Below are 18,094 nucleotides of genomic sequence, written 5' to 3' on the forward strand. Positions count from 1 at the left end.
GGCATATGACGACTCCCCACCAAGGCCCCGCGTTCGACGCGCTCGTCGGCCTCTCCGTGGCCGACGCCCTCGGCGCCCAGTTCTTCGTCCCCGAGGTCGCCGCCGCGCACCTCGCCGCCCGCACGACTCCGCCCGCGCCCTGGCCGTGGACCGACGACACCGAGATGGCCTGCTCGGTGTACGCCGCCCACACCGAGCGCGGCACCGTCGACACCTTCGACCTGACCTACGCCTTCGCCCTCCGCCACGACTTCGACCGCGGCTACGGCCCGGCCGCCAACCGGATGCTCCGGCTGATCCGCGAGGGCGGGGACGCCGCGGCGCTGGCCGCCGGACTCTTCGACGGCCAGGGCTCGTACGGCAACGGCGCCGCGATGCGGGTCGCCCCGCTCGGCGCCGCGCTCGCCGACGACCCGGACGCGTGCGTCCGGCTGGCCGCGCGCACCGCGGTGATCACGCACACCCACCCGCAGGCCGTGGACGGCGCCGTCGCCGTCGCGGTGGCCGCCGCGTACGCCGTGCGGGCCCGGCGCGAGCCGCTGACGCCGGACGGCCTGCTGCGGAAGGTCCTGCACCACACCCCGGACGGCGCCGTGCGGGACGGGCTCGCCGAGGCGCGCCACCTGCTCGCGGAGCCGGACTTCCGCGTCGCCGCGAAGGTGCTCGGCAACGGCAGCCGGACGTCCGCCGCCGACACCGTCCCGTACGCGCTGTGGTGCGCCGCCCGCCGGCTCGGCGACTATCCGGCGGCCGTGTGGGAGGCGATCGCGGCCGGGGGCGACGTGGACACCGTCGCCGCCATCACCGGGGGAGTGGTCGCCGCGCACACCGGCACCGCTGGCGTCCCGGAGGCCTGGCGGTCCGCCCGCGAGCCGCTGCCCGCCTGGGCGTTCCCGGTGCCGGGGTCCGTCCCGGCCGGCCGCGGTCGCGCCAACCTGCTGGTGCCACGGCCGCACCCCGTCCCCGACGTGGTGTGGAGCGACGAGCAGTGGCAGCGCCTGCGGACCGGGCTCGACGGCTGGGCCGTCCACACCGGGGAGGGCGTGCTGGTGATCTCCGACGCCGTGAGCGGCCACCCCGTGTGGGAGGTGGCGGTCACGCGCGTGCGCGGCGGCTGGCGTCCGGCCTCGGCGGTCGTCGAGGCCGGGCGGCGCGGGCCGTGGGACCCGGGCGCCCTCGCCCGGGTCCTGGGGTCCGCCGACGGTGGGCCGCTCAGGCCGTGACGCTCAGGCCGTAGCTCAGATGGCCGGAGCCGCTGCCGCCGTGTCTAAGGCACTCCTGGTTGATCTCCGGATCCGGGGCGCTCGGCGACGTGGCGTTGGCGATCCGCAGCTCGATGATGTCCCGGACGGCCGGCCATTCGGCGTCCAGGATCGAGTAGAACGCGGTGGACCTGACCACTCCGTCCAGGCCGCGCGAGTGCGCCCGGCGGACGCCCTCGGAGGTCGCGCCCAGCCGCTCGATCGCCGTGCGCGAGCGCAGGTTGCGGGCGTCGGCGCGCAGCGAGATCCGCTGCACCCCCCAGGTCTCGAAGGCGTGGCGCAGCATCAGCAGCTTGGCCTCGGTGTTGATGCCGGTGCCCTGGGCCCGCGGCGAGAGCCAGGTGTTGCCGATCTCCGCGGCGTCCGGCACGGCGGTGGCCGGGTCGCCGTGCGGCACGCCCGGGACCGGCGGCCACACCAGCGGGCCCTGCCAGTAGTCGAGTTCCAGGAAGCGGGTGGATCCGACCACCCGGCCGTCGGCGGCGTTCACCGTCGCGAACGGCAGCGACCGGCCCGCGGCCTGGTCCGCGAGGGCGCGCGCGACGTAGTCGCGGGCCGCTTCGAGGCCGTGCGGGACGGGGGTGAAGGCGTAGGTCGTACGGTCCTCGGCGCCGGCCTCGGCGATGGCCTCGGCGTGGTGCGCGGCGAGGGGCTCCAGCCGCACGGTGCGGCCGGTGAGGGTGACAGGTACGGGCACGGAACCTTCTGTCCTTCATCGGTCGTAGGGGGCATCTCGCGCCGGGGTGCGGCACGGGCTGCGGTGGACTGGTTCGCCCCGGCCCGGTGACCGGTCGCCGGGTACCCCGGTGCGCGCCGGAGGTCCGGTCGGGCGGGGCGGGGGCGGCGGCCCGGAGCGGGCGGCGCGGGTGCCGGAATGGTCACGGGTCCACGGACCGGTCCGGCGGGATGTGCGAGGGGACAGTATGCGTCCGCGAAATGGCCGAGGAGGAACGAGAGCGCGAAAGGAAGCGGGCGGCCAGATGAAGGCAAGATGCGTCGTGGGTTCTGCCGGCACCGATCCGGGACGTGATCGACGGCGTTACGGACGACGTGATGACGACGCGACGATGCGAGGCAGCGAGAGGACGATACCCGCCAGAAGGCGGTGCGTCACTTCGCGGCGCGCGTTTGGGGGCTCGGGTCGTCGCGGCGCGCTCCGGATCTTGCTGCCGGGACCCCTTGGCGACCCCCCTGACCAGCGGCTTTTCGATCGGGTGCGATCATGGTTCGTGGCGGTCGGGCGCGGCCGCGGCGACGTCGTCCGGGTGGGCGGGAATTCCGGCGGCGCGCCGCACGCTGGAGACGACGAGAAGGGCGAACAGCCGGGTCCGCCGGGACGAGCAGAGAACGGGGTTGGGTGCGCGGTGCGTGATTTCCAGGCGCTGTACGAGCTGGATCAGCAGGGCGTGGCCGCCGTGGCCGCGGCGAACGCCGAGCTGAGCGACACCGGTGCGGGCCTCGTGCTGCTCCACCACTTCGAGGGCTTCATGGACGCCGGCGAGGCCGGCGGGCAGGTGGTGGACCACCTGCTGGAGTCGGGGTCGCCGCAGGTCGTCGCCCGCTTCGACCACGACCGCCTGGTGGACTACCGGGCCCGCCGCCCCTCGATGGTCTTCGACCGCGACCACTGGACGTCGTACGACCCGCCGGAGATCCTGCTCCAGCTGGTGCGCGACGCCGCCGGCGCGCCGTTCCTGCTGCTCAGCGGCCCCGAGCCGGACGTCGAGTGGGAGCGCTTCGCGGGCGCCGTCCGCGAACTGGTGGAGCGCTTCGAGGTCCGGCTGAGCCTGGACTTCCACGGCATCCCGATGGGCGTGCCGCACACCCGCCCGGTCGGCCTGACGCCGCACGGCAACCGGCTCGACCTGGCCGCCGACCACCCGCAGTGGTTCGAGCAGGCGCAGGTCCCCGGCAGCGCGCAGGCGCTGCTGGAGTACCGGCTCGCCGAGTCCGGCCACGACGTCCTGGGCTTCGCCGTGCACGTGCCGCACTACGTGGCGCGCTCGGCCTACCCGGCGGCCGCCGTGCTGATCCTGGAGGCCGTGCAGTCGGCCACCGGCCTGGTGCTCCCGGGCACCGGACTGCGCCGCCGGGTGGACGAGGTCCACGCCGACATCGAGGAGCAGCTGTCCCAGGGGGACGGCGAGTTGCGGTCCGCGATCCGCGGCATGGAGGGCCAGTACGACGCCGTGGCGGGCGCGGAGAGCCGGGAGAGCCTGCTGGCGGAGCCGGTCGACCTGCCCTCGGCGGACGAGCTGGGCCGCCGCTTCGAGCAGTTCCTGGCCGAGCACGAGCGCGGCACGGAATAGGGAACAGCGGGACAGCCGACCGGGAGTCATCCGGCACCCGCCGTTCGTTGGCCTCTGCGGTGCCCGGGGGACGGGTCGCCGCAGCGAGACGACTGCTGCCCCCGGGGGGATGCCATGCCGATGACGACACGCCCGGCCGCCGCCGTGACGGCCGCCGGGCTGGCCGCGGTGCTGCTCGCGGCCTGCAGCTCCGGGAGCGGGTCGGACGGCGCGTCCGGGAAGGGCTTCGCGGGCGCGCTGCCCGCTCACGCCCCGGCGACGCCCACGGCCACGCAGACACCCACGCCGACGCCGACTCCGCTCCCCGCCGGGCCCTACGTGGCGCTCGGCGACTCCTACACCGCCGGCATCAAGATCGCCCCGCAGGTCGGCGACCCGAAGGGCTGTGACCGCTCCGGGGCCAACTACCCGTCCCTGGTGGCGAAGGCACTCGGGCTGGCACCCGGCCAGTTCCAGGACGTCAGCTGCAGCGGCGCCCGCACCGGCGACCTCACCAGCCCCCAGCAGACCAACGGCGGCGCCAACCCGCCCCAGCTGGACGCGCTCACCCCGGCCACCCGCCTGGTCACGGTCGGGATCGGCGGCAACGACGCGGGCTTCATGGAGGTCGTCACCCAGTGCGCCAAGGACAACCTGGTGGACGCGGTGAAGGGCCTCGTCGGCAGCGGGCGCGCCGCCTCGCCCTGCCGGGACCGCTACGCCGCCGGCGGCACCGACGAGGTGCAGCGCAAGGTCGACGCGGCCGGTGACCGGCTCGGCCGGGCCCTGAAGGAGATCGCGCGCCGCTCCCCGCAGGCCCGGGTGTACGTGGTCGGCTACCCGGCCCTGCTCCCGGCCGACCCGGCGAGCTGCGGGCCGGTGCTCGGCAGCACCCTCGCCCCCGCCGACCTCGGCTTCCTGGTCGAGAAGGAGCAGCAGCTCAATGGCATGCTCCGCAAGCGCGCGGAGAGCGCCGGCGCGGTCTTCGTGGACGCGGCCACCCCCTCCGCGGGGCACGACATGTGCGCCGGAGGGGCCCGCTGGGTCGAGCCGCCGTTCCCGGCCCCGGGCCTCGCGGCGATCCACCCGAACGCCAAGGGCCAGGAGGCGGTGGCCGCCGTCGTCCTCAAGGCCGTCAAGGGCTGAAGAGGGCCGAACAGGGCTGAAGTGGGCCGAAAGGGCCGAAGGGCCCGAACGGCAGGGCACGGCGCGTACGCAAAGGATTCACGCCCCGGTCCGCGCCCCTTCGCGCGCGGCACACCCCGCGTGTCGGAGGCGCGGCGTACGGTGAAGCCCATATGGACGACACTGCGCACCGCCCCGCCGCCGCCCCCGACCCGTACGACCACGCCGCGGAGGCCCGCTGGGTCCCCGAACCCGACAAGCGTCCCGGTCGCACGGCCTTCCAGCGCGACCGCGCCCGGGTGCTGCACTCGGCCGCGCTGCGCCGCCTGGCCGGCACCACGCAGGTGGTCGCCCCGATGCGCAGCGACTTCCCCCGCACCCGGCTCACCCACTCCCTCGAATGCGCGCAGGTCGGCCGGGAGTTGGGCGCGGCCCTGGGCTGCGACCCGGACCTCGTCGAGACGGCCTGCCTGGCCCACGACATCGGCCACCCGCCCTTCGGCCACACCGGCGAGGAGGCCCTCGACCAGGCCGCCGAGGCCTGCGGCGGCTTCGAGGGCAACGCGCAGTCCCTGCGCATCCTCACCCGCCTGGAACCCAAGCGCTTCGCCCCGCAGGACGAGCAGCCCGCCGCCCGCCTCGCCCCCTGGCCGGGCCGCAGCGTCGGCCTCAACCTGACCCGCGCCGCCCTCGACGCCGCCACCAAGTACCCGTGGACCCACGGCGCCCACCCGGGCGACCCGGCCTCGCCCAAGTACGGCGTCTACGCCGACGACCTGCCGGTCTTCCGCTGGCTGCGGGCGGGCTCCCCGGCCGGGCGCAAGTGCTTCGAGGCCACCGTCATGGACTGGTCCGACGACGTCGCCTACTCCACCCACGACGTCGAGGACGGCCTCCAGGCCGGGCACATCGACCCGGCCGCGCTGCGGGCCCCCGGCGAGCGCGAGGAGCTCTTCAAGGTCGCCGAGCGCTACGCCCGCGACGCCGAGCCCGAGGAGCTCGCCGCCGCCCTCGACCGGCTGCTCGCCCAGGAGTGGTGGCCGCGCTCCTACGACGGCACCGCGCGCGCCCGGGCCGGCCTCAAGGACCTCACCAGCCAGCTGATCGGCCGCTTCTGCCTGGCCGCCGAGCAGGCCACCCGGGCCCGCTACGGCCCCGGCCGGCTGACCCGCTACGCGGCCGAGCTGGTGGTGCCGCGGGACGTCCGGCTGGAGTGCGCGGTACTCAAGGCGGTCGCCGTCCGCTACGTGATGCAGCGCGACGAGCAGGCCCAGCTGCGGGCCCGCCAGCGGATCGTGATCGCCGAGCTGGCCTACGTGCTGACCGAGCGCGCGCCCGAGGGCCTCGACCCGGTCTTCGCCGCCCAGTACCACGAGGCCGAGGACGACCGGGCGGCCCTGCGGACGGTCATCGACCAGATCGCCACCCTCACCGACGCCTCGGCGCTGGCCCTCCACGCCAAGCTCGTCGGTGCCGCCTGGAAGTAGCGGAGGGAACGGGGGGATCGCGGCCGCCGGAAACCCCGGCCACCCCAGTAGACTTCCGGGGTGGCCGGGCGGATCAGGGACGAAGACGTGCAGGCGGTGCGCAGCGCACTGCCCATCGACGCGGTGGTCGGCGACTACGTACAGCTGACCAACGGTGGCGGCGGCGAGTACAAGGGCGTCTGCCCCTTCCACGACGAGAAGTCCGCCTCCTTCTACGTGAACCCCGCCAAGGGCGTCTTCCACTGCTTCGGCTGCCAGGAGAACGGCGACACCATCGCCTTCCTGATGAAGATCGAGCACTTCACCTTCGCCGAGGCCGTCGAGCGGATGGCCGCCCAGGCCGGCATCACCCTGCGCTACGAGGAGGGCGGCTACAGCCCCCGCCACCAGCAGGGCGAGCGCACCCGCCTGGTCGAGGCGCACAAGGTGGCCGCCGCCTTCTACCAGGAGCAGCTGGCCTCGCCGGAGGCGGAGATCGGCCGCCGCTTCCTGGCCGAGCGCGGCTTCGACGAGGAGTCCGCCAAGACCTTCGGCGTCGGCTACGCCCCGGCCGGCTGGGAGCACCTGGTCCGCTACCTGCGCGGCAAGGGCTTCTCGGACAAGGAGATCCTGCTCGGCGGCCTGGCCTCGCAGGGGCAGCGCGGCGGCCTGATCGACCGTTTCCGGGGCCGGCTGGTCTGGCCGATCCGGGACATCGCGGGCGAGGTGGTGGGCTTCGGCGCCCGTCGGCTGCGCGAGGACGACAACGGCCCGAAGTACCTGAACACCCCCGAGACGCCGATCTACAAGAAGTCCCACGTGCTGTACGGCATCGACCTGGCGAAGAAGGAGATCGCCAAGTCCGGCCGCGCGGTGGTGGTCGAGGGCTACACCGACGTGATGGCCTGCCACCTGGCGGGCGTCACCACGGCGGTGGCCACCTGCGGCACGGCCTTCGCCGAGGACCACATCAAGATCATCCGCCGGCTGCTGATGGACACCTCCCAGTACCGCGGCGAGACGGTCTTCACCTTCGACGGCGACGCGGCCGGCCAGAAGGCCGCGCTGCGCGCGTTCGAGGACGACCAGAAGTTCGCCGCCAAGACCTCCATCGCGGTCAGCCCGGGCGGCATGGACCCGTGCGAGCTACGGCTGGCCAAGGGCGACGACGCGGTCCGCGAGCTGATCGACAACCCGGTCCCGCTGTTCGAGTTCGCGCTGACCTCGGCGGTGGCCCGGCACCGGGTCGACACCCCGGAGGGGCGGTCGGCGGCGCTTGAGGAGGCGGCCCCGATCGTCGCCAAGATCAAGGACCGCTCGATCCAGCACGAGTACGCCGTCCGCCTGGCCGGCATGCTCGGCATCCTGGACGAGCCCTTCGTCGTCCGCCGGGTCTCCCAGCTCGCTCGCTGGGACCGCGAGCGCCAGCAGAACCCGCGCGGCGCCGCCCAGCGCCGCCCGGAGTCCGAGCAGGTCCGCCCGGCCCGGCCCGCCTTCGTGCTGAACCCGCGCGACCCGGCCCAGTTCGTGGAGCGCGAACTGCTCAAGCTGGCGCTCCAGCACCCGGACCTGGTCAGCCCGGCCTTCGACCACTACGGCGAGGACGAGTTCCCGACCGCGCCCTACACGGCCGTGCGGCAGGCGATCGCCAAGGCCGGCGGCGCCGCGTACGGGGCGACCCTGCCGGACTTCACGAGCGCGGTGCGCGAGGCGGCCCCGGACGACCGGGTGCGCTCGCTGGTGACCGAGCTGATCGTGGAGCCGGTGCGCTCGCGCCGCAAGGCGGACGCCGTCTACGCGGGGGAGTTCCTGGTCAAGCTGCGCCTGCTGGCCGTCGACCGGCGGATCGCCGAGGTCCGCGGCTACCTCCAGCGGCTCGGCCCGCGGGCCGACGCCGAGCAGCAGCACGCGGTGCAGACGGAGCTGTGGCAGCTCCAGCAGTACGGGCAGCAGCTGCGCAGCGGGGGCGCCGCGGCGCTCTGACGCGGGCGCGGGCGGCGCGCGGGGCGCGTCCAGAAAGTCGGCGCACGAGTCTCGGCCACGGAGCGTGGCGTACCGCACACTGGAGGGCGTCCCAGCACCGTACAGCGCGGGTCCGCCAGAGTCGCGCGCGCCCCGAGGGGATGCCCGTGGACCAAGGCCTTGCCGCGACGTCCAGTCCGACCGACAGACCGAATCCCCCCGCGCCGCCCGCCGGCCCGGTGCCGATCCCCTGCGAGGAGGCGGACCACGGCCGGGCCGGCGCCCCGCCCCCGGACGGTGCCCGGGTGCCCGCCCAGGGCCGGCCGGAGGGCCACCCCGAAGCCCCGGACGTCCCGGTGCCCGTGGCCGGGGCGGCGACGGAGGTCGATCCCGACGAGGAGCCCGACGACCGGAGCCGTCCCGACACCGGGGGCTCGGCCGCGGACCTGCTCCGCCAGTACCTCCGCGAGATCGGCCGGATCCGGCTGCTCAACGCCGCCGAGGAGGTGGAGCTGGCCCGCCGGATCGAGGCGGGCCTGTTCGCCGAGGAGCGCCTGCACCGCGAACCCCCGCCGCCCGACCCGCTGGCCGACGAGCTGGACTGCCTCGTGGTGCTCGGCCGGATCGCCAAGCGCCGCCTGATCGAGGCGAACCTGCGCCTCGTCGTGTCCGTCGCCAAGCGCTACGTCGGGCGCGGGCTGACCCTGCTGGACCTGGTCCAGGAGGGCAACCTCGGCCTGATCCGGGCGGTGGAGAAGTTCGACTACGCGCGCGGCTACAAGTTCTCCACCTACGCCACCTGGTGGATCCGGCAGGCGATGAGCCGGGCCCTGGCCGACCAGGCCCGGACGATCCGGGTGCCGGTGCACGTGGTCGAGCTGATCAACCGGGTGGTCCGGGTGCAGCGGGCGCTGCTCCAGGAGCGCGGTGTCGAGCCGGGCGCGGCCGACATCGCGACGGCGCTCGAACTGACGGAGGAGCGGGTGCGCGAGCTGCTCCGGCTGGCGCAGGAGCCGATCTCGCTGCACACCCCGGTGGGGGAGGAGGACGACGTCGCGCTCGGGGACCTGATCGAGGACGCCGACGCCGCCTCGCCCGCCGAGTCCGCGACCTTCCTCCTGCTGCGCCAGCACCTGGAGGCGGTGCTGGCCACCCTCGGCGAGCGCGAGCGCCAGGTGGTCCAGCTCCGCTACGGGCTGGACGACGGGCGCCCGCGCACGCTGGAGGAGATCGGCTCGGTGTTCGGGGTGACGCGCGAGCGGATCCGCCAGATCGAGTCGAAGACGCTGGTCAAGCTCCGCGAGCACGCCTTCGCCGCGCAGCTGCGCGGGTACCTCGACTGAGCGGCGCCGCTACGACACGGCCGTGGGAGCGGCGGACGGGCTCGCGGTGGCGTCGGCCGTGGGACTCGCCGTGCCCCCGACCCCCGGGGGCGGCGAGGCGGGTCCGACCGGGATCGGGGTGGACGCCACCATGCCCGCCGGGTCGGACATCGGCGCGATGCACAGGTTGCCCTCGGGCTGGTGCCCGCAGACCTGGAAGGTGACGGCCGGGTCCGCCGCGCTGAGCATCAGCGAGTAGTTGTCGTAGCCGTAGTGGATCAGCGCCTGCTCGCTCTCACCGGTGCTGCTGGTGATGGTCGCGTAGTCCTGCGGCTGGCCTTCGTTGATCGCCGCCCACACGGCCTGGCACTTCTGGCTGTAGCGGAGGTAGATGACGACCTTGCCGATGACGTCGGACTGCAGCGTGCGGGCGTCCTTGCCGCAGCCGGTGTCCTTGGGGTTCTTGTGCGCGCAGCCCATGGCCTGGCAGGTGGGGTCGGACGAGACGGGCTTGGCGGGCACCGTAACGGGGGCGGAGGAGGTGCCGGGGTCCGCGAGGGGCGTCGACGGATCGTCGTGCCGGGTCGCCCGCAGGCCCACCAGGACCAGGACGACGGCCACCACGGCCGCGCAGGCCAGCAGCGGGGCGGGGCGCCGCCACCAGGCCGTGGCGGGTTCGGGCTCGCCGGCCGGGAGGACCTCGACCGGTTCGGCGGTGTCCTGGACGCCGGCGACCCGCGGAGCGTCCGCGTCCGCGTCGGCCTCGGCGGCCGTGTCCTGCGCACCGGCTTCCGCGCCGGAGGGCCCGGCCACGGCCTGCTGCCAGAGCGCCCGCAGGGCGGGCCCGTCGCACTCGACGGCCCCGATCAGCGCGTCCAGGGCCTGCTCGGTGATGACCCGCTTGCCGTTCAGCCAGCGCTCCCAGGAGGCCCGGCTGTAGTGGGTCCGGGTGGCGAGCTCGGACAGCGAGAGCCCGGCGGCGTCCTTGAGCGTGCGCAGTTCCTCGGCAAGGCTTCGAGCGGGCCCGGTCAGCTCCTCGGGCAGTTGCTTCCAGGCGGAACCCATGCGGCCCTTCCATGCAATCGAGACGGTGGATCGGGAGGATCGATCGGGGGGGAGCTCCGGGTGAGGGGGGCTCCGACCCCGGGCCGTTCGGGTGTCTCCGCTTCTCCAACCTCAACCTTCGGCCGTCCCAAACCCCAGGTCCTGGCGCTGAGACGGACCGAAGTGTCTCACAACCCCCGGGGACGCTCGAACAATCGTGTCTCCGTCGTGCACAGTTCTCTAGCCGGTGCGGTTCGCCCACCGGACGCTTCGTTCGGACACGGACCGTTCAGCGGTCGTCCGTCCGACACCCAGGTCCCGGTACCCCCACCGTCCGGGGCAGCCTCGCGGGGGGAGGCTGCCCCGGATGTACCGGGACGCACGACGGGGAGGGCGCTCCGGCGCCCTCCCCGTCGTGGCCGTTCACTGGGAGGTCCGGCGGGGACGGTTCAGTGGTGGAACCCCGTCCGGGCCGGCACCCCGAGCTCCTTCAGCGGGACGGGCTGGCGCCGCAGCTCGGGCAGCAACCGGCCGAGGTCGGCCAGCAGCAGGTCGGCGAGGTCGCGGGAGAAGCCGTTGCGGCACACGACCCGCAGCACCGACAGGTCCTCCCGGTTCGCCGGGAACGTGTACGCGGGCACCTGCCAGCCGCGCTCGCGCAGGCGCCGGGACACGTCGAACACGTCGAAGGGGACGCCGTCGTCCGTGGTGACGGCGAACACCGGCAGCTCGTCGCCGCGGGTGAGCAGCCGGAAGCCGTCGAGCTCGCCGATCCTCCCGGACAGGTAGGTCGCGACCTCCCGGGACGCGCCCTGGACGGCCCGGAAGCCCTCCCGGCCGAGCCGCAGGAAGGTGTAGTACTGCGCGACCACCTGGGCGCCGGGCCGGGAGAAGTTGAGCGCGAAGGTGGGCATCTCGCCGCCGAGGTAGTTGACCCGGAAGACCAGCTCCTGCGGCAGCGCCTCGTGGTCGCGCCACAGCGCCCAGCCGACGCCGGGGTAGACCAGCCCGTACTTGTGGCCGGAGGTGTTGATCGAGGCGACCCTGGGCAGCCGGAAGTCCCACACCAGGTCGGGGTCGAGGAAGGGCGCCACCATGCCGCCGGAGGCGCCGTCCACGTGCACCGGGACGTCGAGGCCGGTGCGCCGCTGGAGCTCGTCCAGGGCCGCGCAGATCTCGGCGACCGGCTCGTAGGAGCCGTCGAAGGTGGAGCCGAGGACGCCGACGACGCCGATGGTGTCCTCGTCGCACAGCTCGACCGCGCGCAGGGCGTCGAGGTGGAAGCGCCCGCCCTCCATCGGGGCGGTGCGCGCCTCGACCTCCCAGAAGGTGCAGAACTTCTCCCAGCACACCTGGACGTTGACGCCCATCACCAGGTTGGGCCGGGCCCCGGCCGCGTAGCGCTCGGCGTTGCGGTGCATCCAGCGGCGCTTGAGCGCGAGGCCGGCCAGCATGCAGGCCTCGCTGGAGCCGGTGGTGGAGCAGCCGACGGCGGCGTCCGGGTCGGGGGCGTGCCACAGGTCGGCGAGGATCGCCACGCAGCGCCGCTCCAGTTCGGCGGTCTGCGGGTACTCGTCCTTGTCGATCATGTTCTTGTCCAGGCACTCGGTCATCAGCCGGGTGGCCTGCACCTCCATCGAGGTGGTGACGAAGGTGGCCAGGTTGAGCCTGGCGTTGCCGTCCAGCATCAGCTCGTCGTGGATCAGCTGGTAGGCGGTGTCGGCCGGGACGGGGCCGTCGCCGAGGCGGTGCAGCGGCGGCGCCAGCTCCATCGCGCCGAGCGGGTCGGCGGTGGCCACGAACGGGCTGATGCTCAGCCGGCGGTCGTCGCCGGCCCCCTTGTGCAGCGCCATGGGTGCCTGTCGCCCTTCGCTCGGGTGGCCGTGTCCCGTCCCACGCTGCCACCGGGGGCGGGCTGACGCACCTTCATCGGGCGGATCCGCGGAGCCGGACGGCTCAGGCGGCCGTCTCCGGGTGGATCCGCTCCCGGGCGGCCCGGTACTGGCGCAGCACCGCGGAGCCGATCGCCAGGTCCTGGTCGCCCTCGGGCTCGACGGTCTCGGCCCCGGCGAGCTCCCACTGCGGCGGCCCGGGCGTGCCGGCCAACGCCCAGGCGGCCTGCCGGGCGGCCCCGCGGGCGGCGTGGGCGCCCGGCGGGGGGATCACGACGGGGACGCCGAACACCAGCGGGGCCACGTGCCGGACGGCGGGCAGCCGCCCGGCGGTGCCGAGCAGGAACACCCGCTTGATCCCCACGCCCTGGGCGCGCAGGACGTCCAGGGCGTCCGCGATGTTGCAGAGCATGCCCTCGACGGCGGCCCGGGCCAGGTGCTGCGGGGCCATCGACTCGGCCCGCAGGCCGGACAGGGTGCCGGCCGCGTGCGGCAGGGCGGGGGTCCGCTCGCCGTCCAGGTAGGGCAGCAGGACGAGGCCGTACGCGCCGGGGGAGGAGTGCAGGGCGAGGTCGCTCAGCCCGTCGAGGTCCTGGCCGAGCAGGGCGGCGGTGGAGCGGAGGACCTGGGCGGCGTTCAGGGTGGCGACCATCGGCAGGTGGTGGCCGGTGGCGTCGGCGAAGGAGGAGACCAGCCCGGTGGCGTCCACGACGGCCCGGTCGTGCACCGCGAAGATCGTCCCGGCGCTGCCCAGCGAGACCACCGCGTCGCCGGGGCGCAGGCCGAGGCCGAGCGCTGCGGCCATGTTGTCGCCGGTGCCGGCCGAGATCAGCAGGCCCTCGGGGGTGTGCCCGGCGGGCTCGGCGGGGCCGAGGACGTCGGGCAGCTTCAGTTCGTGGCCGAGCGCGAGCTTCACCAGGTCCTGCCGGTACTCGCCGGTGATCGGGGACCAGTAGCCGGTGCCGGAGGCGTCGCCCCGGTCGGTGGTGCGGCGCTTGGGGCTGCCGAGCAGCTGGGAGACCAGCCAGTCGTGCGGCAGCAGCACCTCGGCCACCCGGCGGGCGTTGGCGGGCTCGAACTCGGCCAGCCAGCGCAGCTTGGCGATGGTGTACGTCGGCCCGGGGACGGCGCCGATCGCGGCCGTCCAGGCGGCCGGGCCGCCGAGGGCGTCGAGCAGCTTGGCGGCGGCCCCGCTGGAGCGCGGGTCGTGCCAGAGGATCGCGGGCCGCACCAGCACGCCGCCCGCGTCGAGGCCGATCATGCCGTGCTGCTGCGCGCTGACTCCGATCGCGCGGACGCCCTCCAGCAGGCCGCCGGCGGCCGCGTCGCCGAGGGAGTGCAGCCAGACCTGCGGGTCGGCCTCGCCGGCCCGGGTCTCGGTGCCCTCGGGGACGGGGTGCGGAGCCTTCCCGGAGCGCAGCACGGCACCGGTCTCGGCGTCGCACGCGACGATCCGGGTGCGACTGGTCGAGCTGTCTATCCCCGCGACGATGGCCATGTCGAGATCATGCCTCAGCCCGGCCCGGGACGCGTCCGGACCGGGGAGGCCTTTGCCCGTTCGGTACCCGGGGGGCCTGTCTTCGGCCCCCCGGACACCCGGGGCTTCACCGGGGTGTCACGGCCGGAAGGTACCCCAGCCGTCGTCCTCCGGGCGGGCCCGGTTGAAGTACGGCACCCGGTCGGTCACGGCGGCCGGCAGGTGGTCGCCGACCCGGTCCGCGACCGCGCCGGCGGCCTTCCCGGCCACCGCGCCGGCCTGCTGCCTGGCCCGGTCCGTCGCGCCCTGGACCTTGGGGCTCCGGGCGATCTGCCGGGTGACCTTGGCGATCTGGTCGTAGCGTTGGCGCCCGGCCCGGGAGCCAAGGACGTAGCCGGCCGCGAGTCCGACGGCCAACGACAGCTTCCACATGATCGGATTCCACCCTCTCCTGGCGGCCTTCTGCCGCATTGCCCTACCCGTCCGTCGGGACGGCGAACCGTCCGCGTCCCCAGCATCCCCGGGGGGTGCGCCCGGCGCGCGCGGGGCACGCCGCACGGGGCTCCGGGGCGGCGGGGGAAAGCGATTGGCGGACCACCCCCCCGAGTGCGCTAATGTATGTCCCGCAGCGAACGCCGAGGAGCCCGGGGAACCGGGGGCCGGAGCGGAAGCCGATCCCCCATAGCTCAATTGGCAGAGCAGCCGACTGTTAATCGGCAGGTTATTGGTTCGAGTCCAATTGGGGGAGCTCCGGAAGCGGTCCCTCGGGGTCCGTTCTTCCGTCCGTGGTACGGCAGTTGTGTACCGCGATCCCGCATAGCTCAATTGGCAGAGCAGCCGGCTGTTAACCGGCAGGTTTTTGGTTCGAGTCCAAATGCGGGAGCTGCACCGGGTGCGCCCGGTGACTGCTCAGAGCGAAGGCCCCTCGGACGACCGGGGGGCCTTCGTGTTTCCCGCCCCCGTGTCGCCTCCGTCACACCGGGCTCCGTCACCCCCGGGCCGTCAGGCGGTCGCCTGCTGGTACAGGTCGGAGACCCGGCCGTCGAAGGTGATGCTGTACGACGTGCCGGGGGTGTCCCCGCCCTCCTCGTAGCCGCCGATGACGCCGACGACCGTCCCGCCGGGGGTGACCCACGGGCTGCCGCTGGTGCCGTCGGTGTAGCCGCCGCAGTCGAAGCGCTCCTGGGTGGGGCTCTGCGAGCGGGTCCGGACCGAGCAGGTGATCGGCTCGTCGCGCTCGTTGGGGTAGCCGGTGACCGACACGTCCAGCCCGAAGCCCTGGCCGGTGGCGAGCCGGTTGCCGCCGACGGCGTCCTCGACCTCCCGGCCGTCGACCGGGCGGACGGTGATGAACGCCACGTCGTACTCGGGATCGTCGTCGTCCGCCCAGCGGGGGTCGACGGTGATCGACTGCACCGGCCAACTCCCGTAGGGGGAGTATCCGTTGCGGTAGCCCGGGGTGAACACCAGGCCGTCCAGCAGGCCGACCCTGCGGTTGTGCACGCAGTGCGCGGCGGTCACCAGCAGGTTGTGCCCGGGGCTCTGGACGACGCTGGCCGTGCAGGCCCGCGGGCCCTGCGGGGTGCGGACCGAGAGGGTGCCGATGCGGTCGCGGGCCGCGCTCTGCTGCGCGACCTCGGCGGTGGGCGCCTGGTCCGTCCCGGCGCAGGCGGTGCCGGCGGCGAGCAGCAGGGCCGTCAGCGCGGCCGTCCGTGCGGCGCGCGCGGGCCGTGCCGGGCGGGGGGCCATCGGGGCTCCGTCTCGTTCCTCGGGGCGGGTGCGGGTCCTTCGATCCGCCGTTCGTGAGGAAGATCTACCAGGCCGCGCGCGGCAGCGCCACTGCCGGTCGTTCGATCACACCGCGACGGGGCGCCCGGACCCGCCCGGCTACTGGGTCGCGCGGTCGTAGAGCGCCTGGACGCGGTCCCCGAAGTAGCTGGTGTACGAGATGTCGGGGTTGTCGCCGCCCTCCTGGTAGCCGCCGATCACGCCGACCACCGTGCCGGTCCTGGTGCTCGGGTCGAAGTCGGTGACCCACGGGCTGCCGCTGGTGCCGCCGGTGTAGTCGGGGCAGTCGATCCGTAGCTGGGTGGGGCTCTGTTCGACGGTGTTGTTGGCGCAGGTGATCGGGACGTCGCTGGTCCCGGGGTAGCCGGTGACCCGCACGGGGAGCTGGTAGCCGAGGTCGACGCCCAGTTTGTTGGCGCCGAGCACCTGCTGCACCTGCTGCCCGTTCTGGGCCCCGACGACGGCGAAGGCGACGTCGACGTCCGGGTCGGCGTGGTCCTTCCAGCCGTCGTCGACGGTGACGGCCACCAGCGGCCAGATGCCGCTCGGGGTGTCGCCGTTGCGGTAGCCGGGCACGAAGACCAGGTCGCTGCGCTGGCCGAGCTTCGGGTCCCAGACGCAGTGCGCGGCGGTGACGACGAGGTTCTGGCCGGCGCTGTCGACCACGCTGGCGGTGCAGAAGTGGTCGCCGTCCGCGTTGCGGGTGAAGACGGCGCCGACCAGGCCGTTGAGCACGGTGGGCCGGGCGGTGCGGGTGATCCCGGTGTGCTTGCCGATCGCGCCCTTGAGGCGCTGGCGGCTCCAGCCGTGGGCGCCGTCCGACGTGGCGGACGAGGCGCCGGGCGAGGCCGGGGCCGAGGTGACGGTCGGGGTGCCGGCGCCGGGCCGGGCCGCCGTGGTGCAGCCGGCCGCCGCCAGCAGCACCAGCACGGTGCCCGCCGCCACTCCCGCCTCACGCATCGTCACCCGCTCAGGCTGCCCGCCCGCCGCCGCAGGTGCCAACCGGACTGGTCCGCACGGAAACCGCGTGCACGCCTGCGCACCCCATGTGCGCCCCCGGCGCGCACCGCGGGTGATCGACCGGCTATGCTGCCCGGGACGGCCTTTCGGGGCCGTCTGCTGCTGCCGTGGCCGACGACCGGCGCGCGCGGCGAACCGGGGCGGTAGCTCAGCCGGTTAGAGCAGGGGACTCATAATCCCTTGGTCGTGGGTTCGAGTCCCACCCGCCCCACCCAGATCGACCGGCCCATCGGGCCGCGGGGTCGCTGACCTGCGAGAACTGTAGGCGAACGGCGACCGTCCGGCGGTGATTACACGCCGAAGTTCACCCGCTCGGTAAGGGCCCGGGAACGTTCCGCTGACGTTCCGGGCGCCTGAGCAGCGCGTTTGCGGTCTCTCGGCCGCCACCTCCCGTCGTTCCGTTCCGGCCCCTGGCCCGCTTGCGCGAAAAGTGATATCACTTTGATTGCTAGGCGGAATCACTCGCTGGAGGAGCCGGTCCCATGACCACACCGCGCATCCCCGTCGACGTCGACGACGAAGACGGCCCCGTCCTGGACCTGCCGGTCCCCAAGATCACCGAACGCCTCATCACCCCCCGCGCCGGCCTGCCGGTCCTCGGGGCCGGCCTGCTCGGGCTGGTCGCGGGCGCCGCCCTGGTCATCGTCGGCGGCGTGCAGATCGCCGGCGGAACCAAGGGCCTCGGCACCGCCCTGGTGGTCGCCGGGCCGGTGCTCGCGCTGGCCTCGCTGGTGGTGCTGGCCGGCCTGACCGTGGTCTCGCCCGGCGAGGCCCGGGTGGTCCAGCTGCTCGGCGACTACCGCGGCACCATCCGCACCGAGGGCCTGAGCTGGGTGAACCCCTTCACCAGCCGTCGCCGGATCTCCACCCGGATCCGCAACCACGAGACCGAGACCAGCAAGGTCAACGACGCCGACGGCAACCCGATCGAGATGGCCGCCGTCGTGGTCTGGCAGGTCGAGGACACCGCCAAGGCCGTGTTCGAGGTCGACGACTACACCGACTTCGTCGCCATCCAGACCGAGACCGCCGTCCGGCACATCGCCGGCAGCTACCCCTACGACGCCCACCGCGAGGGCGAGTTGTCGCTGCGCGACGGCGCCGAGGAGATCACCCGCAAGCTCTCCGCCGAGATCGGCGCCCGGGTCGTGTCGGCCGGCGTGCGGGTCGTCGAGTCCCGGATCACCCGGCTCGCGTACGCGCCCGAGGTCGCCCAGGTGATGCTGCAGCGCCAGCAGGCCGGGGCCGTGGTGGCCGCGCGCAGGCTGATCGTCGAGGGCGCCGTCGGTATGGTCGAGGAGGCCCTGGACCGGCTGGCCGAGCGCGACGTCGTCGAACTGGACGAGGAGCGCAAGGCGGCCATGGTGAGCAACCTCCTCGTGGTGCTCTGCGGAGACCGCGGCACCCAGCCGGTCGTGAACACGGGCTCCCTCTACCAGTAAGGAGCG

14 protein-coding genes and 3 tRNA genes are annotated in these 18,094 nt (G+C 74.3%); 10 read left to right on the forward strand and 7 right to left on the reverse strand.

The window, feature by feature from the left end; translation table 11 throughout:
* Positions 1-5: 5 nt before the first annotated feature.
* On the forward strand, positions 6-1,223 hold the full coding sequence (locus tag ACFV4F_RS03035; RefSeq protein ID WP_380500202.1) for an ADP-ribosylglycohydrolase family protein: 1,218 nt from the start codon (positions 6-8) through the stop codon (positions 1,221-1,223).
* On the opposite strand, the gene ACFV4F_RS03040 is transcribed toward ACFV4F_RS03035, so the two are convergent.
* Positions 1,213-1,959: a GNAT family protein gene (locus ACFV4F_RS03040; protein ID WP_359969740.1), complete on the reverse strand. Its 747-nt coding sequence runs from the start codon at positions 1,957-1,959 to the stop codon at positions 1,213-1,215. The genes ACFV4F_RS03035 and ACFV4F_RS03040 overlap by 11 nt on opposite strands.
* A gap of 667 nt (positions 1,960-2,626) precedes the next feature.
* Between ACFV4F_RS03040 and ACFV4F_RS03045 the strand changes: the two genes are divergently transcribed.
* From ACFV4F_RS03045 to ACFV4F_RS03065, 5 genes are all read left to right on the forward strand, one after another.
* Positions 2,627-3,571 carry a PAC2 family protein gene (locus tag ACFV4F_RS03045; protein ID WP_380445332.1) on the forward strand — a complete coding sequence of 315 codons (945 nt, stop codon included), beginning with the start codon at positions 2,627-2,629 and terminating at the stop codon, positions 3,569-3,571.
* A 120-nt stretch (positions 3,572-3,691) separates the two neighbouring features.
* Complete coding sequence (locus ACFV4F_RS03050; protein ID WP_380500203.1) at positions 3,692-4,696, forward strand: SGNH/GDSL hydrolase family protein; 1,005 nt, start codon at positions 3,692-3,694, stop codon at positions 4,694-4,696.
* A 152-nt stretch (positions 4,697-4,848) separates the two neighbouring features.
* Complete coding sequence (locus ACFV4F_RS03055) at positions 4,849-6,162, forward strand: deoxyguanosinetriphosphate triphosphohydrolase (protein WP_380445334.1); 1,314 nt, start codon at positions 4,849-4,851, stop codon at positions 6,160-6,162.
* A gap of 60 nt (positions 6,163-6,222) precedes the next feature.
* A complete protein-coding gene (dnaG, locus tag ACFV4F_RS03060; RefSeq protein WP_380445335.1) occupies positions 6,223-8,124 on the forward strand; it encodes a DNA primase in 1,902 nt (633 codons plus the stop codon).
* 140 nt (positions 8,125-8,264) lie between these two features.
* Entirely contained in the window at positions 8,265-9,446 is a 1,182-nt protein-coding gene (locus tag ACFV4F_RS03065) for a sigma-70 family RNA polymerase sigma factor (protein WP_380500205.1), read from the forward strand.
* 9 nt (positions 9,447-9,455) lie between these two features.
* On the opposite strand, the gene ACFV4F_RS03070 is transcribed toward ACFV4F_RS03065, so the two are convergent.
* The 4 genes from ACFV4F_RS03070 to ACFV4F_RS03085 form a co-directional block, all read right to left on the reverse strand.
* A complete protein-coding gene (locus ACFV4F_RS03070; protein WP_380500207.1) occupies positions 9,456-10,490 on the reverse strand; it encodes a helix-turn-helix domain-containing protein in 1,035 nt (344 codons plus the stop codon).
* A 428-nt stretch (positions 10,491-10,918) separates the two neighbouring features.
* Positions 10,919-12,322: a glutamate decarboxylase gene (locus tag ACFV4F_RS03075; RefSeq protein WP_380500209.1), complete on the reverse strand. Its 1,404-nt coding sequence runs from the start codon at positions 12,320-12,322 to the stop codon at positions 10,919-10,921.
* Between the two features lie 103 nt (positions 12,323-12,425).
* Positions 12,426-13,859: an FGGY family carbohydrate kinase gene (locus tag ACFV4F_RS03080; protein WP_380445339.1), complete on the reverse strand. Its 1,434-nt coding sequence runs from the start codon at positions 13,857-13,859 to the stop codon at positions 12,426-12,428.
* Between the two features lie 117 nt (positions 13,860-13,976).
* The gene (locus ACFV4F_RS03085; protein ID WP_380445340.1) at positions 13,977-14,270 is read right to left on the reverse strand and encodes a hypothetical protein; all 294 of its coding nucleotides are present in this window, start codon (positions 14,268-14,270) and stop codon (positions 13,977-13,979) included.
* A gap of 243 nt (positions 14,271-14,513) precedes the next feature.
* On the opposite strand from ACFV4F_RS03085, the gene ACFV4F_RS03090 reads away from it, so the two are divergent.
* Positions 14,514-14,586, forward strand: a tRNA-Asn gene (locus ACFV4F_RS03090).
* Between the two features lie 62 nt (positions 14,587-14,648).
* Positions 14,649-14,721 (forward strand) — tRNA-Asn (locus ACFV4F_RS03095).
* Positions 14,722-14,840: 119 nt separating this feature from the next.
* Here the strand turns inward: ACFV4F_RS03095 and ACFV4F_RS03100 are convergent.
* The gene (locus ACFV4F_RS03100) at positions 14,841-15,587 is read right to left on the reverse strand and encodes a trypsin-like serine peptidase (RefSeq protein WP_380445341.1); all 747 of its coding nucleotides are present in this window, start codon (positions 15,585-15,587) and stop codon (positions 14,841-14,843) included.
* 138 nt (positions 15,588-15,725) lie between these two features.
* Positions 15,726-16,586: a hypothetical protein gene (locus ACFV4F_RS03105; RefSeq protein ID WP_380500248.1), complete on the reverse strand. Its 861-nt coding sequence runs from the start codon at positions 16,584-16,586 to the stop codon at positions 15,726-15,728.
* A gap of 197 nt (positions 16,587-16,783) precedes the next feature.
* Here ACFV4F_RS03105 and ACFV4F_RS03110 point away from each other — a divergent pair.
* Both ACFV4F_RS03110 and ACFV4F_RS03115 read left to right on the forward strand, forming a co-directional pair.
* A tRNA-Ile gene (locus ACFV4F_RS03110) sits at positions 16,784-16,857 on the forward strand.
* A 271-nt stretch (positions 16,858-17,128) separates the two neighbouring features.
* On the forward strand, positions 17,129-18,088 hold the full coding sequence (locus ACFV4F_RS03115; RefSeq protein ID WP_380445342.1) for an SPFH domain-containing protein: 960 nt from the start codon (positions 17,129-17,131) through the stop codon (positions 18,086-18,088).
* Positions 18,089-18,094 lie beyond the last annotated feature (6 nt).

Source organism: Kitasatospora sp. NPDC059722 (assembly GCF_042733235.1).
Taxonomy (GTDB): Bacteria; Actinomycetota; Actinomycetes; order Streptomycetales; family Streptomycetaceae; genus Kitasatospora.